Source organism: Variovorax sp. F042 (genome assembly GCF_057814215.1).
On sequence record NZ_JBVASX010000001.1, the window covers coordinates 791,207 to 815,850 of the forward strand.

General features: G+C 67.8%; 23 protein-coding genes. 9 read left to right on the plus strand and 14 right to left on the minus strand.

What is annotated here, in order from left to right:
• Window positions 1-37 precede the first annotated feature (37 nt).
• Genes mfd through ACZYSP_RS03850 form a run of 3 tightly spaced genes read left to right on the plus strand, consistent with a single transcriptional unit; the run spans window position 38 to window position 5,288 of the window.
• Window positions 38-3,520: a transcription-repair coupling factor gene (gene mfd / locus ACZYSP_RS03840; RefSeq protein WP_093073851.1), complete on the plus strand. Its 3,483-nt coding sequence runs from the start codon at window positions 38-40 to the stop codon at window positions 3,518-3,520.
• Window positions 3,517-4,227 (plus strand): phosphoserine phosphatase SerB, encoded by a 711-nt coding sequence (gene serB / locus ACZYSP_RS03845; RefSeq protein ID WP_093073849.1) that lies wholly within the window; start codon window positions 3,517-3,519, stop codon window positions 4,225-4,227. The genes mfd and serB overlap by 4 nt, the downstream gene beginning before the upstream one ends.
• Window positions 4,224-5,288: an Ldh family oxidoreductase gene (locus ACZYSP_RS03850; RefSeq protein ID WP_093073847.1), complete on the plus strand. Its 1,065-nt coding sequence runs from the start codon at window positions 4,224-4,226 to the stop codon at window positions 5,286-5,288. Before serB ends, ACZYSP_RS03850 begins: the two co-directional genes overlap by 4 nt.
• A 7-nt stretch (window positions 5,289-5,295) precedes the next feature.
• Here ACZYSP_RS03850 and ACZYSP_RS03855 read toward each other — a convergent pair whose 3' ends face one another.
• Entirely contained in the window at window positions 5,296-5,619 is a 324-nt protein-coding gene (locus ACZYSP_RS03855) for a DUF6172 family protein (RefSeq protein WP_093056523.1), read from the minus strand.
• Window positions 5,620-5,742: 123 nt separating this feature from the next.
• Here ACZYSP_RS03855 and ACZYSP_RS03860 point away from each other — a divergent pair, with 123 nt between their 5' ends.
• On the plus strand, window positions 5,743-6,765 hold the full coding sequence (locus tag ACZYSP_RS03860) for a histone deacetylase family protein (RefSeq protein WP_093073845.1): 1,023 nt from the start codon (window positions 5,743-5,745) through the stop codon (window positions 6,763-6,765).
• A 66-nt stretch (window positions 6,766-6,831) separates the two neighbouring features.
• Window positions 6,832-7,059: a hypothetical protein gene (locus ACZYSP_RS03865; RefSeq protein ID WP_081267286.1), complete on the plus strand. Its 228-nt coding sequence runs from the start codon at window positions 6,832-6,834 to the stop codon at window positions 7,057-7,059.
• A gap of 13 nt (window positions 7,060-7,072) precedes the next feature.
• Here ACZYSP_RS03865 and ACZYSP_RS03870 read toward each other — a convergent pair whose 3' ends face one another.
• Entirely contained in the window at window positions 7,073-8,260 is a 1,188-nt protein-coding gene (locus ACZYSP_RS03870) for an aminotransferase-like domain-containing protein (RefSeq protein WP_093073843.1), read from the minus strand.
• Between the two features lie 109 nt (window positions 8,261-8,369).
• On the opposite strand from ACZYSP_RS03870, the gene nth reads away from it, so the two are divergent.
• Window positions 8,370-9,017: an endonuclease III gene (gene nth / locus ACZYSP_RS03875; protein WP_093056519.1), complete on the plus strand. Its 648-nt coding sequence runs from the start codon at window positions 8,370-8,372 to the stop codon at window positions 9,015-9,017.
• 3 nt (window positions 9,018-9,020) lie between these two features.
• Complete coding sequence (locus ACZYSP_RS03880) at window positions 9,021-9,863, plus strand: Ivy family c-type lysozyme inhibitor (RefSeq protein WP_093073841.1); 843 nt, start codon at window positions 9,021-9,023, stop codon at window positions 9,861-9,863.
• Window positions 9,864-9,884: 21 nt separating this feature from the next.
• Here the strand turns inward: ACZYSP_RS03880 and ACZYSP_RS03885 are convergent, their stop codons facing one another.
• From ACZYSP_RS03885 to ACZYSP_RS03900, 4 genes are read right to left on the minus strand one after another with little or no spacing between them, the layout of a single operon-like run.
• The gene (locus ACZYSP_RS03885; protein ID WP_093073839.1) at window positions 9,885-10,457 is read right to left on the minus strand and encodes a histidine phosphatase family protein; all 573 of its coding nucleotides are present in this window, start codon (window positions 10,455-10,457) and stop codon (window positions 9,885-9,887) included.
• Window positions 10,454-11,248 carry an adenosylcobinamide-GDP ribazoletransferase gene (locus ACZYSP_RS03890; protein ID WP_093073837.1) on the minus strand — a complete coding sequence of 265 codons (795 nt, stop codon included), beginning with the start codon at window positions 11,246-11,248 and terminating at the stop codon, window positions 10,454-10,456. The genes ACZYSP_RS03885 and ACZYSP_RS03890 overlap by 4 nt, the downstream gene beginning before the upstream one ends.
• Window positions 11,249-11,253: 5 nt before the next feature.
• Window positions 11,254-12,294 (minus strand): nicotinate-nucleotide--dimethylbenzimidazole phosphoribosyltransferase, encoded by a 1,041-nt coding sequence (gene cobT / locus ACZYSP_RS03895; protein ID WP_093056515.1) that lies wholly within the window; start codon window positions 12,292-12,294, stop codon window positions 11,254-11,256.
• Complete coding sequence (locus ACZYSP_RS03900) at window positions 12,291-13,751, minus strand: cobyric acid synthase (RefSeq protein ID WP_093075149.1); 1,461 nt, start codon at window positions 13,749-13,751, stop codon at window positions 12,291-12,293. The genes cobT and ACZYSP_RS03900 overlap by 4 nt, the downstream gene beginning before the upstream one ends.
• 175 nt (window positions 13,752-13,926) lie before the next feature.
• Here ACZYSP_RS03900 and ACZYSP_RS03905 point away from each other — a divergent pair, with 175 nt between their 5' ends.
• Window positions 13,927-14,157, plus strand: a complete 231-nt coding sequence (locus ACZYSP_RS03905) for a hypothetical protein (RefSeq protein ID WP_093073835.1) — start codon at window positions 13,927-13,929, stop codon at window positions 14,155-14,157.
• A 95-nt stretch (window positions 14,158-14,252) separates the two neighbouring features.
• Here the strand turns inward: ACZYSP_RS03905 and ACZYSP_RS03910 are convergent, their stop codons facing one another.
• The 4 genes from ACZYSP_RS03910 to ACZYSP_RS03925 all read right to left on the minus strand — a co-directional run bounded on the left by ACZYSP_RS03910 (window position 14,253) and on the right by ACZYSP_RS03925 (window position 21,366).
• A complete protein-coding gene (locus tag ACZYSP_RS03910; protein ID WP_093073833.1) occupies window positions 14,253-15,734 on the minus strand; it encodes an efflux transporter outer membrane subunit in 1,482 nt (493 codons plus the stop codon).
• Between the two features lie 24 nt (window positions 15,735-15,758).
• Window positions 15,759-19,028: an efflux RND transporter permease subunit gene (locus tag ACZYSP_RS03915; RefSeq protein ID WP_093073831.1), complete on the minus strand. Its 3,270-nt coding sequence runs from the start codon at window positions 19,026-19,028 to the stop codon at window positions 15,759-15,761.
• A 40-nt stretch (window positions 19,029-19,068) separates the two neighbouring features.
• Complete coding sequence (locus ACZYSP_RS03920; RefSeq protein WP_354336290.1) at window positions 19,069-20,319, minus strand: efflux RND transporter periplasmic adaptor subunit; 1,251 nt, start codon at window positions 20,317-20,319, stop codon at window positions 19,069-19,071.
• 147 nt (window positions 20,320-20,466) lie between these two features.
• Window positions 20,467-21,366 (minus strand): alpha/beta hydrolase, encoded by a 900-nt coding sequence (locus tag ACZYSP_RS03925; protein ID WP_093056510.1) that lies wholly within the window; start codon window positions 21,364-21,366, stop codon window positions 20,467-20,469.
• Between the two features lie 182 nt (window positions 21,367-21,548).
• Between ACZYSP_RS03925 and ACZYSP_RS03930 the strand changes: the two genes are divergently transcribed.
• Window positions 21,549-22,463 (plus strand): LysR family transcriptional regulator, encoded by a 915-nt coding sequence (locus ACZYSP_RS03930; RefSeq protein ID WP_093056509.1) that lies wholly within the window; start codon window positions 21,549-21,551, stop codon window positions 22,461-22,463.
• A gap of 35 nt (window positions 22,464-22,498) precedes the next feature.
• On the opposite strand, the gene ACZYSP_RS03935 is transcribed toward ACZYSP_RS03930, so the two are convergent.
• From ACZYSP_RS03935 to ACZYSP_RS03950, 4 genes are read right to left on the minus strand one after another with little or no spacing between them, the layout of a single operon-like run.
• Window positions 22,499-22,963: an OsmC family protein gene (locus ACZYSP_RS03935; RefSeq protein ID WP_093056508.1), complete on the minus strand. Its 465-nt coding sequence runs from the start codon at window positions 22,961-22,963 to the stop codon at window positions 22,499-22,501.
• A gap of 13 nt (window positions 22,964-22,976) precedes the next feature.
• The gene (locus tag ACZYSP_RS03940; protein WP_256216625.1) at window positions 22,977-23,564 is read right to left on the minus strand and encodes a GNAT family N-acetyltransferase; all 588 of its coding nucleotides are present in this window, start codon (window positions 23,562-23,564) and stop codon (window positions 22,977-22,979) included.
• Window positions 23,561-24,289, minus strand: coding sequence for an LrgB family protein (locus tag ACZYSP_RS03945; RefSeq protein WP_093073827.1), 729 nt, complete (start codon window positions 24,287-24,289; stop codon window positions 23,561-23,563). Before ACZYSP_RS03945 ends, ACZYSP_RS03940 begins: the two co-directional genes overlap by 4 nt.
• The gene (locus ACZYSP_RS03950) at window positions 24,286-24,639 is read right to left on the minus strand and encodes a CidA/LrgA family protein (RefSeq protein WP_093073825.1); all 354 of its coding nucleotides are present in this window, start codon (window positions 24,637-24,639) and stop codon (window positions 24,286-24,288) included. Before ACZYSP_RS03950 ends, ACZYSP_RS03945 begins: the two co-directional genes overlap by 4 nt.
• Window positions 24,640-24,644: the final 5 nt, after the last annotated feature.

A 24,644-nucleotide genomic window follows, 5' to 3' on the forward strand; every position in this document is an offset into this window, starting at 1 on the left:
CCGGCGCGGGGTGTTGTGCATTTCCACCAAGCGTTCCATGGACCTCCCCCACCTCACGGCGGGCAAGCGTTTCACGCTGCCGCGCCCCCCGTTGTCGGCCGATGCCTTGCTGCTGGCGCAGCTGGCCATGCGCGAAAAAGCCGCGGGGCGCGCCACGGCGATGTTCACGGCCGATGCCAACGACGCCCAGCGCCTGATCGACGAGATCGCCTTCTTCGCGCCCGACCTGCGCTGCGCCCTGTTCCCCGACTGGGAGACGTTGCCCTACGACAGCTTCTCGCCCCACCAGGACCTGATCAGCGAGCGCCTTGCCACCCTCTGGCGCATCAGCCAGAAAGAGGCCGACGTGGTGCTGGTGCCCGCCACCACCGCGCTCTACCGGCTGGCGCCGCCGGCCTTCCTGGCCGGCTACACCTTCCAGTTCAAGGCCAAGCAGAAGCTGGAAGAGTCGAAGCTCAAGGCCCAGCTCACGCTGGCCGGCTACACCCATGTGACGCAGGTGGTGAGCCCAGGCGAATACGCGGTGCGCGGCGGCCTGATCGACCTGTTCCCCATGGGCTCGCCGGTGCCTTTCCGCGTCGACCTGTTCGACGACGAGATCGACTCCATCCGCACCTTCGACCCCGACACACAGCGCAGCCTCTACCCCGTGCCCGAAGTGCGGCTGCTGCCGGGCCGCGAGTTCCCGATGGACGACGACGCGCGCGGGCGCTTTCGCAGCCGCTGGCGCGAACTGCTCGAAGGCGACCCGACCAAGAGCCGCATCTACAAGGACATGGGCAACGGCGTGGCCACCGCCGGCATCGAGTACTACCTGCCGCTGTTCTTCGACGAGACGGCCACGGTGTTCGACTACCTCGGGCCGGATGCCACCGTGGTACTGCACGGCGATCTCGAACCGGCTTTCCAGCATTTCTGGCAGGACACGAACGAACGCTACCGGCTGGTGCGCGGCGACCCTGAGCGCCCAGCCCTGCCGCCCGAGGCGCTGTTCCTGAACGCCGAGCAGTTCTACCAGCGCGCCAAGCCCCATGCGCAGCTCGCAATTCGCGGCGATGTGCCTACGGACGCGCCCTACGCCGAGTTCGACAAACTGCCGCCCTTCGCCGTGGTGCGCGGCGCCGAAGACCCGCTGGTCGGCCTGAAGGCCCACATCCGCGCCACGCCGCATCGCGTGCTGCTGATCGCCGAGAGCGACGGCCGCCGCGAAAGCCTGCTCGACTTCCTGCGCGCCAGCGGCGTGAGCCCGCCGGCCTTCGACTCACTGGCCGAGTTCGAAGCCTCCGCCGACGAAAAAATCGGCATCGCCACCGCGGCGCTGGCCTCGGGTTTCGCCTGGCGCGAACAGGGCATCGACCTCGTCACCGAAACCGAGCTGTTCGCCACCGCGCCCACCACGCGCCGGCGCAACAAGAAGCAGGAACAGGTCAGCGACGTCGAAGCGCTCATCAAGGATCTGTCGGAGCTCAACGTGGGCGACCCGGTGGTCCACACCGCACACGGCATCGGCCGTTACCGCGGCCTGATCCACATGGACCTGGGCCAGGGCACCGACGCCGAAGGCAAGCCGCTGCTGCAGGAAATGCTGCACCTGGAATATGCCGACAAGGCCACGCTCTACGTGCCCGTGTCGCAGCTCCACCAGATCAGCCGCTACACCGGCGTCAGCGCCGACGAAGCCCCACTGCACAAGCTAGGCTCCGGCCAGTGGGAAAAGGCCAAGCGCAAGGCGGCCGAACAGGTGCGCGACTCGGCCGCCGAGCTGCTCAACATCTACGCCCGCCGCGCCGCGCGCGAGGGCCACGCCTTCCGTTACTCGCCGGCCGACTACGAAGTGTTTTCCAACGACTTCGGCTTCCAGGAAACGGCCGACCAGAAGGCCGCGATCCACGCCGTGGTGCAGGACATGATCTCGCCCCAGCCGATGGACCGCCTCGTGTGCGGTGACGTGGGCTTCGGCAAGACCGAAGTTGCGCTGCGCGCCGCCTTCATCGCTGTGACTGGTGGCAAGCAGGTGGCGTTTCTCGCGCCCACCACGCTGCTGGCCGAGCAGCACTACCAGACGCTGGTCGACCGCTTCGCCAAATGGCCGGTGAAGGTGGCCGAGATGAGCCGCTTCCGCTCGGCCAAGGAAATCACCGCCGCAGCCAAGGGGCTGGCCGAGGGCCAGGTCGACATCGTGGTCGGCACGCACAAGCTGCTCTCGCAGTCGGTCAAGTTCAAGAACCTGGGTCTGCTCATCATCGACGAGGAGCATCGCTTCGGCGTGCGCCACAAAGAGGCGATGAAGGCCATGCGCGCCGAGGTCGACGTGCTCACGCTGACGGCCACGCCGATCCCGCGCACGCTGGGCATGGCGCTCGAAGGCCTGCGCGACCTGAGCGTGATCGCCACCGCGCCGCAGCGCCGGCTGGCCATCAAGACATTCGTGCGCAACGAGGGCACCGGCGTGATCCGCGAAGCCGTGCTGCGCGAGCTCAAGCGCGGCGGGCAGGTCTACTTCCTGCACAACGAGGTCGAGACCATCGAGAACCGCCGTCAGAAGCTCGAAGAAATATTGCCCGAGGCCCGCATCGCCGTGGCCCACGGCCAGATGCCCGAGCGCGAGCTTGAGCGCGTCATGCGCGACTTCGTGGCGCAGCGCTACAACCTGCTGCTGTGCTCGACCATCATCGAGACCGGCATCGACGTGCCCACCGCCAACACCATCGTGATGAGCCGCGCCGACAAGTTCGGCCTGGCGCAGCTGCACCAGCTGCGCGGTCGCGTCGGCCGCTCGCACCACCAAGCCTATGCCTACCTCATGGTGCCCGACACCGAAGGCCTGACCAAGCATGCGGCGCAGCGGCTCGACGCCATCCAGCAGATGGAAGAGCTGGGCTCCGGCTTCTACCTGGCCATGCACGACCTGGAGATCCGCGGCACCGGCGAGGTGCTGGGCGAGAACCAGAGCGGCAACATGATGGAGATCGGCTTCCAGCTCTACAACGAGATGCTGAGCGAAGCCGTGCGCGCACTCAAGGCCGGCCAGGAGCCCGACCTGCTGTCGCCGCTGTCGGTGACGACAGAAATCAACCTGCACGCACCCGCCCTGCTGCCCGACGACTATTGCGGCGACGTGCACCTGCGGCTGTCGTTCTACAAGAAGCTGGCCACCGCGAAGACGCCCGACCAGATCGACACGCTGCTGGAAGAAATCGTCGACCGCTTCGGCAAGCTGCCGCCGCAGGCGCAGACGCTGATCGACACGCACCGCCTGCGCGTGCTGGCACGGCCCTACGGCGTGGTGAAGGTCGATGCCGCGCCGGGGATCATCAACATCACCTTCAAGAAGGACGCGCCGGTCGATGGCATGGCCATCATCCAGCTGATCCAGAAGAACAAGCACATCAAGCTCGCCGGCAACGAGAAGCTGCGCATCGAGCGCGAACTGAAAGAGCCCAAAGACCGGGCCCAGCTGGTGCGCGACGTGCTGCGCAGCCTGGGCCAACCCATCGTCAAGGAAACCGTCACCGCATGAGCGCTACAGAAATCTCCCCCGGCCTCGTCATCCAGCGCGTGAAGCCGCCGCTCAAGCTCGCCGACTTCAAGCTGATCGCGTTCGACATGGACTCGACGCTGATCAACATCGAGTGCATCGACGAGATCGCCGATGCGGTCGGCAAGAAGGCCGAGGTGGCCGCCATCACCGAAGCCACGATGCGCGGCGAGATCAAGGACTTCAAGGAGAGCCTGCGCCGCCGCGTGGCACTGCTGCAGGGCGTGCCGGTCGAGGCGTTGCAGCAGGTGTACGACGAGCGGCTGAAGCTCAACCCCGGCGCGAGCGAGCTGGTGGCGGCCTGCAAGGCGGCCGGGCTCAAGGTGCTGCTGGTGTCGGGCGGCTTCACCTTCTTCGCGAACCGCGTGAAGGACCGGCTGGACATCGACTTCGCGCGCTCCAACCTGCTCGACGAAGCCGACGGCAAGCTCACCGGCCAGGTGGTCACGCAGAGCTGGGGCGACATCTGCGACGGTGCCGAAAAGCGCCGCACGCTGCTCGAGGTAGCGTCGCTCATGGGCATCTCGCCGCAGGAAACCATCGCTGTGGGCGACGGCGCCAACGACCTGCCGATGATGGGCGAGGCCGGCCTCTCGGTTGCGTATCACGCCAAGCCGAAGGTGCGCGAGCAGGCCATGGTGGCGATTAACGAAGGCGGCCTCGACCGCGTGCTGGAGGTATTGAAATGACCGACACCACCCCGCTCTACAGCGCCGACGCGCTCAGGGACTACGCCAGCGCCCTGCTGCAGAAGGCCGGGCTCGCCGCGTCGATGGCCGACAGCGTGGCGCGCACGCTGGTCGAAGGCGACCTGCTGGGCCATGACACGCACGGCCTCGCACTGCTGGCCGGCTATGTGAAGGAAATCGAGTCGGGCGGCATGACGCGCGACGGCGCTCCCGAGGTGCTGTCGGACCGCCCCGCCGCCGTGCTGTGGGACGGCAAGCGCCTGCCCGGCCCCTGGCTCATGGACCAGGGCATGGACCTGCTGGTGCCGCGTGCGCGCGAGCTGGGCACGGCCTCGCTCGTGATCCGCCGCAGCCACCACATCGCCTGCCTTGCCGTCTACATGCTGCGCGCGCTGCAGGAAGACATGCTGATGCTGCTGGCCTGCTCCGACCCCAATGCCGCCAGCGTCGCGCCCTTCGGCGGCACGCAGGCGGTGTTCACGCCGAACCCGCTGGCCATGGGCTTTCCGCTGTCGCAGGGCGGCGTGATGGTCGACATTTCGGCCTCCATCACCACCAACGGCATGAGCAACCGCAAGCGCGCGGCCGGCGAGACCTTCGCCGAGGAATGGCTGATCGACGCCACCGGCAAGCCGTCGAACAATCCGCAGGTGCTGTTCGACCAGCCGCCAGGCACGCTGCTGCCGGTCGGTGGGCTGAGCCACGGGCACAAGGGCTACGGAATGGCGCTGCTGGTCGAGACCCTCACGGCCGGCCTCGCGGGCCATGGCCGTGCCGACCCGCCCGAGGGCTGGGGCGCGACGGTGCACATCACGCTGCACGACCTGAACGCCTTCGGCGGCAAGGACGCCTTCCTGCACCAGATGGACCATGTGGCGGCCAAGTGCCGCGACAACACGCCCATCGACCCGGCCAAGCCTGTGCGGCTGCCGGGCGAAGGCGGGTTGAAGCGTCGGGAAGCGCAGTCGAAGAACGGGGTGCGGCTGCACCCGTCGATTGCGCGCTCGCTGCACGATGCGGAGCAGCGCCACGGCCTGCGGCTGGCGCAGGCGCTGGTCTGAGCGAGGGTCAGTCTTCTGCGTCGGTGGGCGGTGCGGCTTCGCCCGCGGGGCGCGCCTTGCGCTGGCCGGGCTTGGCCAGGATCTCGACGTAGAACTGCTTGCCGGCCTCTTTCACCACGCCGTCGATGAGGCCGGTGATGGCCGACAGGTGAACGACTTCGGCGTTCTCGGCCTCGGTGCCGAACTTGCAGTCGAAGTCCCAGAAGTCCGCGCCTTCGGGCAATACGCGCCGCCGCTCGCGCTTGATGTACTTGCGGATCTCGTGCTTGATGGCTTCGAGGAGACGGTCGGGGTGCTTACCCTCGACCTGAAGCTGAAAGGTTTTTCTCATGGGTGATCGTAACCAATGTGAAAGCCACCGAATCCGGCACCGCCCGATGCCCTGGATGGGCATCGATCTTGCTCGCTACCATGGCTGCCAGGCAAATCTCGCGGCGACCACGCCGAATCACCCATGCTGACCTTTTTTCATCCGGAGCAGCTGCTGCACCATCCGCGCAGCTATCTGTCGCGTGGACAGATGCGCACCCCACAGGAAATTCCCGAGCGCGCGCTGCGGCTCGTCGCCGCCGTGCAATCGCTCGGCTTCGACCTCCAGACACCGGCCGATGCCGGCATGGCGCCATTGGCCGCCGTGCACAGCGACGACTACCTGCGCTTTCTCGAAGAAGCACATGGTGAATGGAAGCAGATGCCGCCCGACTGGGGCGACGAGGTGATGTCGAACGTCTACGTGCGCGAGCCCAATCGCCTGCGCGGCATCCTGGCGAAGGCGGCGCGCTACCTTGCGGACGGCAGTTGCCCGGTCGGAGCCGAAACCTGGCGCTCCGCGTACTGGTCGGCCCAGAGCGCGGTGGCCGGCGCGGCGGCCATCACCGACGGCGCCCGCGCGGCCTATGCGCTGTGCCGCCCTCCCGGCCACCATGCACGCGTCGATGCCGCCGGCGGCTTCTGCTACCTCAACAACGCCGCCATCGCCGCCCAGGCGCTGCGCGGGCGCTTCGGGCGTGTGGCGGTGCTCGACACCGACATGCACCACGGCCAGGGCGTGCAGGAAATCTTCTATGGCCGCAGCGACGTGATGTACGTGTCGATCCACGGTGACCCGACCAACTTCTACCCGGCAGTGGCCGGCTACGAAGACGAGCGGGGGACCGACGAGGGCGAAGGCTTCAACGTCAACTTCCCTATGCCGCACGGCGCGCCGGAAGCAGTCTTCTTCGAGCGGCTCGACGAGGCCACGGAGGCGCTGCGGCGCTTCGCGCCCGACGCGCTGGTGCTGGCCCTCGGCTTCGACATCTACAAGGACGATCCGCAGTCGCAGGTTGCGGTGACGACCGAGGGCTTCGGGCGCCTGGGCAAGGCTGTTGGCGCGCTGGGCTTGCCGACATTGATCGTCCAGGAAGGCGGCTATCACCTGGAGAGCCTGGAAGCCAATGCAAGCGCCTTCTTCGGGGGATTCGCGGATATCGCGTGATGGTCTTGGCGGCGACGGCCGCCGCGCTGTGTACAGTCGGCGCTTCGAATGGAAGCAGGTAAAGACATGGCGCGCGCAAACGACTGGGCAAGCAAGGTGATGGCATTGATCAATGGTGGCAACCCCACCGCCGCCATCGCGCAGATCAAGGTCGCGCCCTCGGTCAAGGACCTGAAGGCGCTGCAGACCATCATGACGCTCTCGAAAATGAAAGGCCGCTATCCGAACGTGGATGCGGCCATTGCGGACAACCTGGAGCTGCTTGCGGCGCCCCGGCTGCACCGCTCGCCGTGATCGGCAACGCTCTTTACAGCGCCTGACCGAGACGCTTCACGCCCTCTTCGATCTTCGCCACATCGGCCGTCGCGAAGCTCAGACGCAGCGTCGCCACATCGGGCTTCTCGGCAAAGAATGGCGCGCCGGGCACGAAGGCCACGAGCTTCTCGATCGCTCGCTTCGCCAGTTCGTTCGCATCCGCCAGCTTGCCGTTGGCGCCCGTGAGGCGCGCCCAGAAAAACAGGCCGCCGTTGGGCTGCGTGAAGCTCACCGCATCGCCCAGCTCGCGCTTCAGCGCCGCGCCCATGGCTTGCGCGCGCTGGCCGTACACCTCGCGCACATGCGCCAGCGTGGCGGGCATGCGGCCGCTCTTGAGGTACTGGGCGGCAGTGGCCTGCGAGAAGGTGCTCGTGTGCGCGTCGCTGAACTGCTTGCACATCGTTGCCTTGGCCAGCAGCTCGGGCGGAGCAATCATCCAGCCGATGCGCAGGCCGGGGCTCAGCACCTTGCTCAGGCTGCCGCAGTGGGCCAGCAGTTCGCGGCTGCCCGGCACTTCCTTGCTCAGCGCAAGGATCGACGGCGGCGGGGCTTCGCCGAAGTAGAGGTCGCCGTAGGGGTCGTCCTCGACGATCAGCGTCTGGTACTTCACGGCCAGTTCGAGCACCTTCTTGCGGCGCTCCAGCGTCAGCATCGCGCCGCTGGGGTTGCCGAAGGTAGGGATCAGATAGACGAACTTGGGCTTGTGCTCGGCGATGAGCTTCTCCAACTCGTCGGTCTTCACGCCGTTGGCGTCGATGGGCGCGCTGATGAGCTGCGCGCCATAAAGGCGGAAGCACTGGATGGTCGCCAGGAAGGTCGGGCCCTCGACGATCACCTTGTCGCCGGGCGAGATCATGGTCTTGCCCAGCAGGTCCAGCGCCTGCTGGCTGCCGGTGGTGACGATCAGGCCACTCGGGTCGACGTCGACGCCCTTGGTCTTCATGAAGGCGCTGAGCTGGGTGCGCAGCGGCTCGTAGCCTTCGGTGGCGCCGTATTGCAGCGCGCCGCCGGGCTCTTCGGTGAGCGCCTTCTGGCTCGCCTCCTTGAGCCCCTCGACGTCGAACATGGCGCTGTCGGGGAAGCCGCCCGCGAAGCTGATGATGCCGGGCTTGCCCAGCAGCTTGAAGAGTTCGCGGATGGCGGATGTCTCGACGTTGTCGAGGCGGGAGGCGAATTGCATGGTCAGTCTCACTTTCTGGGTGACATTGTCACCAAAGCTCGGGCAATAAAGCTGCGTAAGGCTATCGCCTTTCAACGATATATTGCGCGAGCCGCTCTCACGAAGCCCAATGAAAAAAGACAACATCCCCCTCTTCTTCGCCACCCTGCAGGCGGCCAACCCCACACCCGAGACCGAGCTCGAATACGACAGCCCCTTCGAGCTGCTGGCAGCCGTACTGCTGTCGGCGCAGGCCACCGACGTGGGCGTGAACAAGGCCACGCGCAAACTGTTTCCGGTGGCGAACACGCCGCAGGCCATCCTCGACCTGGGCGTCGAGGGGCTGGAGGAGTACATCAAGACCATCGGCCTGTACCGCAGCAAGGCCAAGCACCTGATCGAGGCCTGCCGCATGCTGGTGGAGCTGCACGGCGGCGAGGTGCCGCGCACCCGTGCCGAGCTGGAGGCGCTGCCCGGCGTCGGCCGCAAGACTGCGAACGTGGTGCTCAACGTGGCCTTCGGCGAGGCGACGATCGCGGTCGACACGCATATCTTTCGCGTGGGCAACCGCACCGGGCTCGCGCCCGGCAAGACGCCGCTCGAAGTGGAGCTCAAGCTCGAGAAGCGCGTTCCGCCGGAATACCGGCTGCATGCGCACCACTGGCTGATCCTGCATGGCCGCTACATCTGCGTGGCGCGCAAGCCGCGGTGCTGGGAATGTGCGGTGGCCACCTTCTGCGCCTATAAACCAAAGACGCCCTCCCCGAAAACGGCCTGAAGAATGACGACACGAAAGAACGACACCCGGACGCTGCTGGCTACCGCGCTGCTGGCAGCCCTCCTCCCGGCCGCGGCCTGGTCGCAGCAGCCGGCCGCGGGCCTGCCGCCCGACGCCATGACGCTCTACGGCGGCCGCTGGTCGACGAACTGCGCCGACGCCTCGGCGCCGACGCTGCAGGTGCTCCAGGACAAGCTGATCGCCGAGAGCGGCAAGCGCCGCGTGGTCACCCGCGAGCCGCAGACAGCCCACAGCTTCTTCGGCAACAGCCCGCCACCGGCAGGTTTCGACGTGGCGCTGATGAGCGACGCGGGCAAGGCCGGCTCGATGACATTCCTCGTCTACCGCACAGCGCGCGGCCAGTACATCACGCTGGACGCCGACAAGCCGGTCGCCGGCCAGCTGGGCCCCGAGTTGATGAAGCAACGCTACTGGCGCTGCGAAGGCGCCGCGCGGGCCGAGCCCCCGCCCACCGAGCCCAAGGCCAAGGTGCCTCCCCCGCCCACGGGCAGCCCGGCGGCGCTGGCGCAGGGCCCGGCGATGCAGAAGGCCTGGCGCGCCGCCCTGGGCGCGCGCGAGAACGACCGCTGGCTGGTGCGCCGCGAAGGCCCGGCACCCGAGCCGCAATGGGTGACGGTCGAGGGCACGCGCTACCTGCTGCACGCCTTCTGCAAGCCGCACGACTGCTTCGACAACAACGCGATCGCGCTCTACGACCAGGGCTCCGGCCGCATCTACGGCTTGGTGCAGCGCAACGGCAGCAACCGCCTCGTAGGCTCGCCGCCGGCGGCGCTCGCGCCTCAGCTCGAAAAGCTCTGGCGCGAACAGTGGCGGCAGAAGAACTGAGCTGACTGGCCGGGGAGCCTGTCAGATGACGGGTGAATTGTCGAAAGTCAGCCAGCTGCCGAACGCAATCTCGCCGGCAGGCCAATCGGCAGCAGCTGCAGGACAGCGCACACCCCGGTGCAGCAGCGTCATCGCGCGCAGCACGCCAGCGTGGGTGACCCACAGCGCGTCGCCCTTGCCCGCCAGCCATTCATCGTGCGCGGCCGCCACGCGCTGCATGAAGGCACGCACGCTTTCGCCATGACCGCCCGCAGGCGCGTCGGCGAAGTTGCCGGTCCAGGCTTCGAAGTCTTCGCGCGGAATGGCGGACCACGGCCGCCCTTCCCAGCCGCCGAAGTTCATTTCGGCGAGCCGGGCGTCGTGCTGTACCCGGAGATCGGGCCGCAATGCAGCGATGGCATCGGCCAGCCCGGCGCAGCGCCGCAGCGGCGAGCTGATCAACCTGATGTCCGCAGGCAGCAAGGGCGCGATGCGCTGCGCGGCTTCGAGCGTCGCGTCCGCATGGGCTTCGAGGTCCGTGGCACCGTAGCAAAGGCCGGGCTCGGCCACCACGGGCGCATGGCGCTGGAGCCAGAGCTTTCGGCGTGTGCTCATGCACGCCACGCCAGCGCGAGGTAGATCACCAGCTCGCAGACCTGCTGCGTCGCGCCCAGGCCATCGCCGGTGAAGCCTTGTAGCCGCCGAAGAAACAGCCTCGCCATCCAGCCCGCGGCCAGAACGGCCGCAAGCACGGCCGCCCCGACGTGCACGGCGTCGTTCGCACACAGCAGCAGCGCCACCGCCGGAACCGTCCACACCAGCGCAATCACCAGCGCTCCGCCGCTGATCGCATCCGCCAGCGGCTTGGCCTTGCTCGCCCCGCTGTCGCCCACATAAGGCAGCCAGCGGATCAGGAACAGCGGCATCAGTCGCGACAGCACGTGCGCGCCGACGATGGCAACGGCCACGGTCTGCAGGCCACGCCCGGCCAGCACGGCGAGCAGCGCGCACTTCAGGCCCAGCGCCAGCACCAGTGCAATCGCACCGAAGGCGCCGATGCGTGAGTCCTTCATGATTTCCAGCGCCCGGTCCCGGTCGGCCGAACCGCCCAAGCCATCGGCCACGTCGGCCAGTCCGTCTTCATGGAAGGCGCCAGTCAGCATCACGGTGGCGACGGTGCTCAGCAAAGCCGCTGCCAGCGCGCCCGCGACGCCGGGCAGCCCCATGCCGACACCCGTGAACACCAGCGCCGCCACCCCACCCACCAGCCATCCGATGCCGGGCAGATGGGCCGCGCTCGCTCGCAGCATCTGAGGGCTGAAGCCGACCCATGCGGCCAGCGGCCCCGTCACCGGCACGCGCGTGAAGAACTGCAGCGCGAGCAGGAAGTGGCGAACGCCGTTCATCCGCTTCAGGCGTCCTTGCGCGACACGCCAGCCGACTCGAAGCTCGCCATCTCGCGCAGGATGCGGCAGGCCGATTCGAGCAGCGGCCAGGCCAACGCACCGCCCGAGCCCTCGCCCAGGCGCAGTTCGAGGTTCAGCAGCGGGTCCAGCCCCAGCCGCTCCAGCAGCAGCAGATGCCCGGGCTCGGCCGAGCAGTGCGCGGCCACGCAGCGCTGCACCACGCAGGGCTGCAGCGCCTGTGCCACCAGCACCGCCGCGCTGGCAATGAAGCCGTCGACCACGATCACGCGCCGCTCCTCGGCCGCCTGAAGCACCGCGCCGACCAGCGTGGCGATCTCGAAACCGCCAAAGGCCGCCAGTGCGTCCAGCGGCGCCGTCGCACCCGCGTGCAACGCAAGCACCTGCCGCAGCACCTCGCGCTTGCGCGCCAGCCCAGCCGCGTCCAGGCCCGTGCCGACGCCGATGCAGACGTCGATGCCCAGCCCGCCCAGCCGCGACAGCAGCAGCGCGGCAGACGAGCTGTTGCCGATGCCCATCTCACCAAGCAGCAGCGCATTGCCCGGCAGCGCACGCACCACTTCGCGCCCGTTGACGATGGCCTGTGCACACTGGGCTGCCGTCATGGCCGGGCCCGTGGAGGCGTCGGCCGTGCCCTCGGCGATCCGGCGCGACACCAGTCCCGGGCGGGGCTGGAAGTCGCGCCGCACGCCGCAATCGACCACCGTCAGCGCCAACCCGTGCTGGCGCGCGAGCACGCTCACGGCGGCGCCGCCGGCAAGGAAGTTCTCGACCATCTGCCAGGTCACGTCGCCAGGAAACGCCGAGACGCCGCGCGCCGCCAGCCCGTGGTCGCCCGCGCAGACCAGCATCTGCGGGGCTTCGAGCACCGGGTTCTCAGTGCCCAGGATGCTGCCGATGCGCAAGGCCAGCGCTTCGAGCCGGCCCAACGCACCGAGCGGCTTGGTCTTGTTGTCGATTGCGCTGTGCAGGCGGGCGGCAAGCGGGGCGTCGGTGATGTCGGAAATGGTGGGGATGGTCTCGGTCATGCAATCAGTCCGGCGAGCACGCCGGCGTCGAAGTGGGTGTCGATGAAGTCGGCCAGGCCGTCGAAGGTGGCGTCCAGCGTGGGCACGGAGGCACCGAACAATGCATGCAGCGTGCCGGGGTCTTCGAACAGGCCGTGAAGGTAAATGCCGAGCACGTTGCCGCGCGCGTTCTGCCAGGCCAGCCCGTCAGGCATCACCGCGTGGCCATCCTGCGCCATCTGCGGGTGTGCGGCGGTCTGGCCGTGATGAATTTCGTAGCCGACAACGGGCACGCCCGACAGCGGGCCCCAAGTGCCGGTCAGCTCGCCGAAGGTCGCGGCGCGATGCCGCACCGTCTTCTCGCGCGCGAACACGGTCACCAGCGGCAGCAGGCCGAGGCCCGGCGCGTTGCCGTCGATGCCGTGCGGATCGACCAGCGCCTCGCCCAGCATCTGCAGCCCGCCGCAGATGCCCAGCACCGCGCCGCCGCGTTCGGCGTGGGCGGCCACGGCGCGGTCCAGCCCCTGCGCGCGCAGCCAGGCCAGGTCGCCGCTGGTGTGCTTGGAGCCGGGCAGCACGATCCAGTCGGCGCCAGCCACGTCGGCCGGCGTGCGGGCCCAGACCAGCCGCACGCCCGGTACGTTCTTCAGCGCCTGGAATTCGTCGAGGTTGCTGATGCGCGGGTACGCCACCACCGCCACGGTGCGGGTGACGGTGCCGCTGGCGCGGCTGCGGTCGTCGAACACGCCGTCTTCCTCGGGCAGGCCGTGCTGCCACCACATCGGCAGCGTGGCCACGGTGGGCACGCCAGTCAGTTCCTGCAGTTGCTGCGGCGCGGGCGCGAGCAGCGAGGCATCGCCGCGGAACTTGTTGAGCACGAAGCCGCGCAGCAGCGCCCGGTCGGCCTCGGGCAGCAGCGCCCAGGTGCCGTACAGGTGGGCGAAGGCGCCGCCGCGGTCGATGTCGGTCGCCAGCAGGCAGCGCGCGCCAGCATGCCGGGCGATGCGCATGTTGACGATGTCGCTGGCCATCAGGTTGATCTCGGCCGGCGAGCCAGCGCCTTCGATCACGACCACGTCGTTGTCGCCGCGCAGTTCGTCTAGCGCCTGCGCAATCTGCGGCCAGACGCGCTCGCTGCGGCCACGCCAGGGCAAGGCCGAGAGTTCTTCGCTCACCTGCCCCATCAGCACCACCTGGCTATGGGTATCGCGCTCGGGCTTGAGCAGCAGCGGGTTCATGCGCACGTCGGGCAGCGCATTTGCGGCCAGGGCCTGGAAATACTGGGCGCTGCCGATCTCGCCGCCATCGACCACGCGGGCGTTGTTGCTCATGTTCTGCGCCTTGAAGGGCGCCACTTTCAGGCCTTGCCGCGCATACCAGCGGCACAGCGCCGTGGCCAGCCAGCTCTTGCCGGCTCCGCTGGTGGTGCCCAGAACCATGACGCACCGCGCCGGCCCGCTTTTCGCCTTTGAACTCATCGGCGGATTGTCGTTGAGCACCGCGCCGGCCCGAAAAAGACCGAGCGAGACAGAACCAAGCCGACGAAATGAGACATTTTTCACACCCAAGGCGTTGCAAACGCATCCGGTGAATCCAACAGTCCCTTTCTTGCGTACACCCGGCATCACACACCGCACTGCACCCCAGGGACCCATGCCAGCCTTGAACGATTTGGCGCTCACCGTCGAGGAACGCGAACCGGGCCAGTTCTTCTGGACCCTGCTCGAAGCCCGCCATGGCGACGAAGCCTCCGAGACCCTCGACTACCGGGTCTACCGGACGGCGGCCAGGCCGCAGGCCAGCTATTCCAGCGCCCTGGCCATGGGCGCGGCGGAGCTGCAAAAAATAAGCGCCGCCGCGAACCTCGCCGGCAAAGCCGGCTAAGCCCACGACGGCGCAAAGACCGCCTTGCGGCGTTCAGGCTGTCAATTTCAATCCTGGGTCGTCTGGGTCGTCTGGGTCGTCTGGGTCGTCACTTTTCAGCGCGTGGCTATCTTGGTCTGTGCGCCGGCCGCAGCAACGGGCGCCGGAGCTTCCCATCCGCCGCCAATGGCGCGAATCAGCCCCACGGCCGCCTGGTACTGGGCCGACTTCACCTGCAGCGCCTGCCGCCGGTTGCGCAGTTCGCTGCGGCGTGCGTCCAGCAGGTCGAGCTGGCTGATGTAGCCATTGCGATAGCGCGTGTCCGACAGGCTGGTAGCGCGCTGGGCCGAGGTCACGGCCTGCGCCTGCACCACCGATTGCTCCTGCAGGATGCGTATGGCAGCCAGCTGGTCTTCGACCTCCTGGAACGCCACCAACACCTGCGTGCGATAGCTCGCGAGCGCGCCGTCGAGCTGGGCATTGGCGCCCTGCACGCCGGCCTCGCGGCGGCCGCCGTCGAAGATCGGCAGCGACAGCAGCGCGCCCACGCCCCACGAACGCGCCGACCACTTGAAGAGGTCGCCGACTTCGGGCGAGGCATAGCCGGCGGCGCCGGTCAGAGAAATGTCCGGGAACCACGCGGCCTGTGCCACGCCGACACGGGCCTGCGCGGCGAGCACCGCGTTCTGCGCCGCCGACACGTCGGGCCGGCGCGTGAGCACCGTGGCCGGCACGCCCGGTGGGATCGACGGCAAGGCGGTCGACCACTCGTCGGTGCGCAGGCCGAAGCTCGAAGCCGAGTCGCCCACCAGCACTGCCAGCGCATGCTCCACCTGGGCGCGCTGGCGGTCGAGTGCGAGCGCGTCCGACTCGGTCGACGACACCTCGGTCTGCACGCGCGCCACGTCGAGCTCGGCGATGTCGCCGGCTTGTTCACGTCGCTGCGACAGGCGCAGCGTGTCGCGGTAGGCCTCGACCTGTTCGCGCACCAGCGCGCGTTCGGCATCGAGCGCGCGCAGCTGCAGGTAGGTCTGCGCCACTTCGGCCTGTACCGCGAGCCGGGTGCTTTGCAGCAGCGCCTCGCGGCCGGTCGCGTCGAGCTTGGCCGCATTGCTGGCGCCCGAGAGGCGGCCGAACAGGTCGACTTCGTACGAGAACGTGGCACCGATGTTGGTCATCGTGGCCGGCGTGGTGCTGGCCGTGGCCTTGTCCAGGCCGGCGCCGCGGTTGGCGCCGGCGCTCAGGCCGATCTGCGGCAGGCGGTCGGCGTTGGCGCTGCGCGCCAGCGCGCGAGCCTCGGCCAGCCGCGCGGCTGCGGCCTGGATGTTGTTGTTGCTGACGTCGGCCTTCTCGACCAGCGCATTCAGCGTCGGGTCATTGAACGCCAGCCACCAGGCGCCGCGTGCCTGTGCCTCGGAAGGCACGGCGCGCGTGAAGCCGGCGGGAGGCGTCGGGCCTTGCTCCTTGAACTGCGCCGTGGTCGTGATCTCGGGCAGGCCCGAAGGCACGGTGGCACAGCCGGCCAGCACCAGGGCGGCCATCAGCGGCAGCAAGGCGGTACGAAGAGGCTTCACCAGCGGTTGAACTGAGAATTTCATGATGAGCTTTCTCTTTGTTATTGATCAGTCGTCATGCGAGGGACGCGGCGATGCAGGCACAGGGTGCAGCCCACCACCGCCCGAGCCACCGTGCGACGGCGCAGCCGGATGCTCGGCCGACACGAAGTCGTCGCCATGCGGCACTTCGCCATGCAGCTTGAGCGGCCGGTTGCCCGCGAGGCGGCGCAGCAGCACGTAGAACACCGGCGTCAGGAACAGGCCGAAGGCCGTCACGCCGATCATCCCGGCGAACACCGCCACGCCCATGGCCTTGCGCATCTCCGAGCCCGCGCCGGTCGACAGCACGAGGGGCAGCACGCCCATCACGAAGGCCAGCGAGGTCATCAGAATCGGGCGCAGGCGCAGGCGGCTGGCTTCGATGGCGGCTTGTATCGGTGTGCGGCCGGCGAATTCGAGCTCCCGTGCGAACTCCACGATAAGAATCGCGTTCTTCGCACTCAGCCCCACCAGCACGATCAGCCCGATCTGCGTGAAGACGTTGTTGTCACCCCCCGATATCCATACGCCCGCCATCGCGGCCATGATGCCCATGGGCACGATCAGGATGATCGCGATCGGCAGCGTCAGGCTTTCGTACTGAGCGGCCAGCACCAGGAACACCAGCAAGATGGCCAGCGGGAACACCAGGAAGGCGGAGTTGCCGGCCAGGATTTCCTGGTACGTCAGCTCGGTCCACTCGAAGCTCACGCCCTTGGGCAGCGTCTCGGCCGCAATCTTGGTGATCGCGTCCTGCGCCTGGCCCGACGAATAGCCCGGTGCCGGGCCGCCGTTGATGTCGGCGGCCAGGTAGCCGTTGTAGCGCATGGCGCGTTCAGGGCCGAAGGTCGAATTCACCTTCATCAGCGCAGCCAGCGGCACCATCTCGCCCGTGGTCGAGCGCACCTTCAGCAGGCCCACGTCTTCGGCACGGGCGCGATAAGGCGCATCGGCCTGCACTCGCACGCTGTACGTGCGGCCGAACTTGTTGAAGTCGTTCGCATACAGGCTGCCGAGGTAGATCTGCATGGTGTCGAAGATGTCCGTCACCGGCACGCCAAGCTGGCGCGCCTTGGTGCGGTCGATGTCGGCGTACAGCTGCGGCACGTTGACCTGCCAGCTCGTGAACATGCCGGCCAGTTCGGGCGCCTGCTGTGCCTTGGCCATGAAGGCCTTCACTGCCGCGTCCATCTGGTCGTAGCCCACCGAGGCACGGTCTTCCAGCTGCAGCTTGAAGCCGCCCGTGGTGCCCAGGCCCGCCACCGGCGGCGGCGGGAACATCACGATGAAGGCGTCCTGGATGCCCGCGAAGGCACCGTTGAGCTGGCCGGCCACCGCGCCGCCGCTCTGGTCGGGGCGCTTGCGTTGGTCGAAGGGCTTGAGCGTTGCGAACACGATGCCCGAGTTCGAGCTGTTGGTGAAGCCGTTGATCGACAGGCCCGGGAAGGCGATGGCGTCTTCCACGTTCGGGTTCTTCTTCATGATGTCGCCCATGCGGGTGATCACCTCTTCCGTGCGGTCGAGCGTGGCGCCATCGGGCAGTTGGGCAAAACCGATCAGGTACTGCTTGTCCTGCGCCGGCACGAAGCCGCCGGGCACCGCCTTGAAGAGGCCGAAGGTCACGGCGACGAGCGCGACGTAGATCGCCAGCATCAGCGCCTTGCGCGAGATCACGCGCTTCACGCCGCCGCTGTAGGCCTCGGAGCCGCGATGGAACAGCTTGTTGAAGCCGCGGAACAGCCAGCCGAAGGCCTTGTCCATGCCGCGCGTCAGCGCGTCCTTGGGAGCATCGTGGCCGCGCAGCAGCAAGGCGGCGAGCGCGGGCGACAGCGTGAGCGAGTTGATCGCCGAGATCACCGTCGAGATCGCAATCGTCACCGCGAACTGGCGGTAGAACTGGCCCGTGAGACCGCTGATGAAGGCCAGCGGCACGAACACGGCCACCAGCACCAGCGCGATCGCGATGATGGGGCCCGACACTTCGCGCATCGCACGGTAGGTTGCTTCACGCGGCGTGAGCCCCGCCTCGATGTTGCGCTCGACGTTCTCCACCACCACGATGGCGTCGTCCACCACGATGCCGATGGCCAGCACCAGCCCGAACAGGCTCAGCGCGTTGATCGAGAAACCGAGGACGTGCAGCACCGCGAAGGTACCGATCACCGACACCGGCACGGCCAGCAGCGGAATGATGGAAGCGCGCCACGTCTGCAGGAACAGGATCACGACCAGCACCACCAGCATGATGGCTTCGAGCAGCGTGTGGATCACCGATTCGATCGATGCGCGCACGAACTGCGTCGGGTCATAAGCGATGCGGTATTCCAGGCCCTCGGGCATGTTCTTGTTGAGCTCGGCCATCGTCTTGCGCACGTTCGACGAGATGTCGAGCGCGTTGGAGCCCGGTGCCTGGAACACACCCATGCCGACGGCCGGGTCGTTGTTCAGCAGCGAACGCAGCGAGTAGTCGGCGGCGCCCATTTCGAGGCGGCCGATGTCGCGCAGGCGGGTCACGGCGCCATCGGTGCCGCTCTTGACGATGATGTCGCCGAATTCTTCTTCGCTCTGCAGGCGCCCTTGCGCATTGATCGACAGCTGCATGTCCACGCCCGACAGGCCCGGCGAAGCGCCGACCACGCCGGCCGCGGCCTGCACGTTCTGGCCACGGATGGCAGCCACCACGTCGCTGGCCGAGAGGCCGCGCTGCGCGACCTTCTGCGGGTCGAGCCACACGCGCATCGAGTAGTCGCCGCCGCCGAAGATCTGGACCTGGCCCACGCCTTCGATGCGCGCCAGCGGATCCTTCACGTTCAGCACCGCGTAGTTGCGCAGGTAGTTGATGTCGTAGCGGTTGTTCGGCGAGACGAGGTGGACCACCATCGTCAGGTCAGGCGCGCTCTTGACGGTCGTGATGCCGAGCCGGCGCACTTCCTCGGGCAGGCGCGGCTCGGCTTGCGAGACGCGGTTCTGCACGAGCTGCTGTGCCTTGTCGGGATCGGTGCCGAGGCGGAACGTGACGGTGAGCGTCAGCACGCCGTCGGTGGTTGCCTGGCTGCCCATGTAGAGCATGCCCTCGACGCCGTTGATCTGCTCTTCGATCGGTGTGGCGACGGTTTCGGCGATCACCTTGGGGTTGGCGCCGGGGTACGTGGCGCGCACCACCACCGAGGGAGGCGCGACTTCCGGGTACTCCGAGATCGGCAACCCGCGCAGCGCGATCAGGCCGGCTATCAGCATCAATAGCGACAGCACGCCGGCAAAGATCGGCCGGTCGATGAAGAATTTTGAGAGATTCATGATGGTTCTCCGGTGGGCGCGGGTGCGCCCTCCTCCGAAATCAGGACTTGGCCGCTTCCGCGACGCGTTCCGGTTGTTGTTGCTTGGGGTCCGCCTTGGCGTCCATGGTCACTTGCTGCGGCGCCACCAGCGCACCCGGGCGGATGTGCTGCAGGCCGTTGACGATGACGCGATCGCCCGCCTTCAGGCCCTTGCTCACGACACGCAGGCCGTTGATGGAAGTGCCCAGGGTCACTTCGCGGTAGGTGGCCTTGCTGTCTTCACCCACGACCATCACGAACTTCTTGTTCTGGTCGGTACCGATGGCACGCTCGCTCACCAGCAGTGCGGTGTCGTTGCGAGCCTGGCCCATGCGGATGCGGGCGAACTGGCCGGGGATGAGCGCGCCGTCCTTGTTGTCGAACGAGGCACGCACACGCACCGTGCCACTGCGGGCGTCGACCTGGTTGTCGATCAGCTGCAGCTTGCCGGTGAAGGGCGTGCCGTCGAGGCCGGCGGTGCCCATCTGCACGGGAATCGACTCGATCTGGCCGCGGGCGCTGGAGCCGCTCGGCAGGTCTTTCAGCGCACGGGTGATGACCTGTTCGTCTGCATCGAAGCTCGCGTAGATCGGGCTCACCGAGACCAGCGTGGTCAGCACCGGAGCGCCCGGACCGGCCGCCACCAGGTTGCCCACCGTCACCTCGATCCGGCCGATGCGGCCCGACACCGGAGCCCGCACCTGGGTGTAGCCCAGGTTCAGGCGCGCCGACTGCAGCGAGGCTTGCGCCGCACGCAGGTTGGCGTCGGCTTCGCGGCCGGCGTTCACACGCTCGTCGTATTCACGCTGGGCAATGGCCTTGTCGTCCCACAGGCGCTTGGCACGCTCCTGCTCGCTGCGGCTGAACGACTGGCGGGCCTGTGCGGATGCCACCTGCGCTTCGGCGCGCTCGACCTCGGCCGCGTACGGTGCAGGGTCGATGGTGACCAGCAACTCACCCTGCTTCACCAGCGCGCCTTCGCGGAAATGCACCGATTGCACGGCGCCCGCGACGCGGGAGCGCACGTCGACGCGCTCGACGGCTTCGAGCCGGCCCGAGAACTCGTCCCAGGCATTGATCTCGCTCGACGCCACGGTGGCGACAGAAACCGGCGTGGCTTGCGGCGCGGCCGGGGCGTTGTTGGCTTCGGCCTTGAAGCTGTACATGCCAACCACCGCGGCGGCCACCGCCAGCAGTGCGGTAATGCCGGTCACGGCGGGCCACAGGCCCTTGCGGGCTACGGAAGACAGCTTTTTCTCGTTGTTCGACATGATGGTTCGTCCTTCTCGATGACTTTGGGGATGCAACAGGCCGCCCCGGCGCTTTTGGCACCAGGAGGCGGAATTCAGGAAAAAGAGGGCCCTCGCACGCTGCCGCGCTGGCAGCGTGTCGATCAGGCAGCCGTGGCTGGCCGGGAGCTAGCTGGGGTGGTTGGGCGCCGCACCCGTGGGCACGGTGGTCGGCGGTGTGGTCGCGCTGAAGAACTCGCGGAAGTGCTGCTGCACCGTGGCCTCACAGGCCACGCAACCCGTGTTCTCGGTGTCGTACAGCGCCTTGGGCCAGTTCGAGGCGCTGGGCAGCACGCTGCTCGTGACCTCGATGCCGGCGGCACGCAGGCGGCCCGCGAAGGTCAGCGCCTCGTCGCGCATGGCGTCGTCCGCACCCACCAGCACCAGCGCGGGCGCCAGTGACGACAGCCGCAGCGAACCGCTAGGCACCGCATAGGGGTGCGTGGCGTTCGAGGGGCAGCTCAGGTACTTCTCCCAGCCGCTGGCCCAGCGGCACTCGGGCTCGTCGCTGGTAGCGTTGCGCAGCGAGGCGGTACCGGCGCACGGATCGAGCATGGGCGACAGCAGGATCTGGCCTGCCACCGGCGGATGTGCCCGGTCGCGAGCGATGAGTGCCACCGCGGCCGCCAGGTTGCCACCGGCTTCTTCGCCGGCCAGGTACACCTGCGCACCCTTGCCGCCGAGCTTGGTGCGCTGCTTGTAGAGCCATTCGAGGGCGGCATAGCCCACCTCGATCGGCTCCGGGAACGGCGACTGGGGCGCCAGCGGGTAAGCCACCGACACCACCACCGCACCCGCTCCGGCCAGCAGCCGGGCCACATTGCGGCCGTTGTCGAGGTCGCCGCAGACGAAGGTGCCACCGTGGAAGTGGAGCACCAGCGGTGCGACGTCACCCTTGGCGCGCTGGCCGTACACACGGGCACCGACCGGTTCGCGGCCGGGCAGCTCGATCGACAGATCGGCTTCCACGCCTTGCGCCGCAGCGCGGGCGGCGGCTTCGGCAGAACGGGACGATGGAACGGGTGACATGGGCGACCTCAGGGAATTGGGCGATGGTTGAAATATAAGTCGCCCAGTGTGACGTTAAACAGGCAAGCCGCCCCTACTCTGTTTCCAAACCGACAACAATCGCGGCGCTTCGCAAGGGTTTGGCGCCTTGTGTGAGAATCCGCTCCCCCCGGTGTGGGCCGGGCACCAACAACAGGCATTCGATGGATCAAATCCAGGCCATGCGGATCTTTGTCCGCGTCGTGGAAGCCGGCACCTTCACCCGGGCGGCAGACTCGCTGGCCCTGCCCAAGGGCACGGTCACCAAGCAGATTCAGGCGCTCGAATCGCGCCTGCGCGTGAAGCTGCTCAACCGCACCACGCGCCGCGTCACCGTCACGCCCGACGGCGCGGCCTACTACGAGCGCGCCGCGCGCCTGCTCAACGACTTCGACGACATGGAAGCCAGCATGACGAATGCGCAGGCCAACCCCACGGGGCGGCTGCGCATCGACATAGGCACATCGGTGGCGAGGCAGATCATCCTGCCCGCGCTGGCCACCTTCTGCGACCGCTACCCCGACATCCAGGTCGACCTGGGCGTGAGCGACCGCACCGTCGACCTGATCAGCGACAACGTCGACTGCGTGATCCGCGCGGGCGACCTCAGCGACCAGTCGCTGGTGGCACGGCGCATCGGCACCCTGCACTTCGTCACCGTGGCGTCACCGGCGTACATCAAGCGCTACGGCGTGCCGCAGCACCCGAACGACATCGAGAAGCGCCACGTGGTGGTGAGCTATTTCTCGGGCACCACGCGCCGCGTGTACCCGCACGAGTTCAAGAAGGGCGACGAGCACATCGAGCTCAACGGGCACTACCGCGTGTCGGTGAACGAGAGCAACGCGCACATCACGGCGGTGCTCGGCGGCTTCGGCATTTCGCAGTGCATCACCTTCATGGCCGAGCCGCTGCTGGAAAGCGGCGAACTGGTCGAGGTGCTGCCGGACTGGAGTCGCGATCCGCTGCCCATTCACGTGGTGTACCCGCCCAACCGGCACCTGAGCGCGAAGGTGCGGGCGTTCGTTGACTGGGCGGCGGAGCTGTTTGCCAAGAACCCGCGGCTGCAGCGCCGCTGAATCGGCCCGCGCGGGCAGCCAAGGCAGGGAGCGCGTCAGTACACCGGCTCGCAGCGCACCTCGGTCTTCACCGAATTGGCAATGAAGCATTCTTCATGCGCCCGGTGGTGCATCTGCTCGATCTGCTCGCGCGTCGGCACGTTCTCGCCGGAAAAGGTCACTTCCGGCCGCAGCGTGACCACCGTCATCGCCATCTTTCCCTCGGCGTTCTTCTCCATCACGCCGGTGGCTGCATCGAAATACCGGTCGACGACGAACTTGCGCTTCACGGCCATGGTGAGGAACCACAGCATGTGGCAGTTCGACAGCGAGGCGACGAACATCTCTTCGGGATCGACCGCCGACGCATCGGACATCGGCAGCGGCACCACGTGCGGCGACGACGAGCCCGCCACTTCCGCGCCGCCGTCGAAGCGCAGCGAATGCCTTCTGCTGTAGGTGTTGCCGAGAAAGTCCTGCTCGCCGCGCAGCCAGAGGATTTCAGCGGTGTAGTGAGCCATGCGCAATTTTCCTTCAGAGATCGATGCGGTAGCGAAACTTGGTGAGGCTGCCCTGGCTCGGCAGGGTGATGAAGGTTTCGATCAGCACGCCGCCATTGGCCGCGATCACTTTCTGCGACGCGAAGTTGTCCGGGCTGGTCGTGATCTCGACGCGGTTCAGCCCCTCGCCCGCAGCAAGCGTCAGCATGGCGCCGAGCGCACGCGTCGCATAGCCCTTGCGCTGCTTCCAAGGCACGACGTTGTAGCCGATGTGGCCCAGGCAGTAGAGCGGCAAGGCGTCGGTGCCGGGCTGCCAGCGCAGGTCGATGCTGCCGCAGAACTCGCCGTCCCACATCCAGCACTTGTAGCCCGGCAGGCGCCGCACCTTGGAGCCGTCGGGCATGACGATGCGCCCGCCTTTGGCTTCGCGGTCCACCAGGCTGGCAAGGAAGCGGTCGGCATTGGCCTTGATGGCGGCCCGTTCCTCGGAGCCCGATTCGGGCCGCGTCTCGTCGCGCGCCCAGCCCCGGTTCAGGGCCGACACATAGCTTGGCAGGTAGGCCTTGGCTGGCCAGACCAGTTCCATCGGACGGGTCTCGGCCTTGGACATGGATGGTTTCATGCCCCCATCAGCCTGACGATCAGCGGCACCAGCAGCGCTGTCGCGATGCCGTTCAGCCCCATGGCCAGCGCGGAGAACGCGCCCGCCGTTTCATCCACCTGAATGGCCCGCGCCGTGCCGATGCCGTGCGCCGCCATGCCGACCGCAAAGCCGCGCACCGCGGGCTCCCTGATGCGCAGCAGGTTCAGCAGCCCGGTCGCCATGATCGCGCCCGAGATGCCGGCAACGGCCGCGGCCACCGCCGCCAGCGAAGGCAGCCCGCCGATCTTCTCGGCCACGCCCATCGCGATGGGCATGGTGGCCGACTTGGGCGCAAGCGACATCATCAACTCGTGCGAGCCGCCCAGCACCCACGCGATGCCGATGGCCGACACGATGGCCGCGACCGAGCCCACCAGCAGCGCCACACCGATGGGCAGCCACAGCCGCCGCAGCCGGCCGACCTGGCTGTACAGCGGCACGGCAAGGGCCACCGTGGCGGGGCCGATCAGGAAATGCACGAATTTCGCGCCTTCGAAATACGTGTCGTAGGGCGTGCGCGTGAGCAGCAGCACGCCGACGATGACGATCACCGAAATCAGCACCGGGTTGACCACCGGATTGCGCCCGCTGCGGGTGTGCAGCCACAGCGCGCCAAGATAGGCCAGCAGCGTGAGCGACAGCCACAGCAGCGGCGACTGCGCGAGGAAGACCCAGATTTCAGAAAGCTTGGCCGGCGCGGTCATTGCGCGTCCTTGCCGGTGAAGCGGATCATCCAGCGGAACGTGAGCGCCGTGACCGTCATGGTGAAGGCCGCGCCGACGATGCCTGCCGCAAGAAACGGCAGCCACTCGCGCCCCACCCGCTCGAAATGCAGCATGACGCCGGTCACGGCCGGAATGAACAGCAGCATCAGGTTGCGCAGCAGATGGCCCGATGTGTCGGTCAGCACCTGCGGCACGCCGCCGCGCACCAGCAGGCCGATGAACAGCAGCACCATGCCGATCAGCGGACCGGGAATGGGCAGGCCGAGCCACTGCACGAGCAGTTCGCCGGCCAGTTGGCAGAGAAAGAGCGTGGTGATGGCGTAGAGCATTTTTC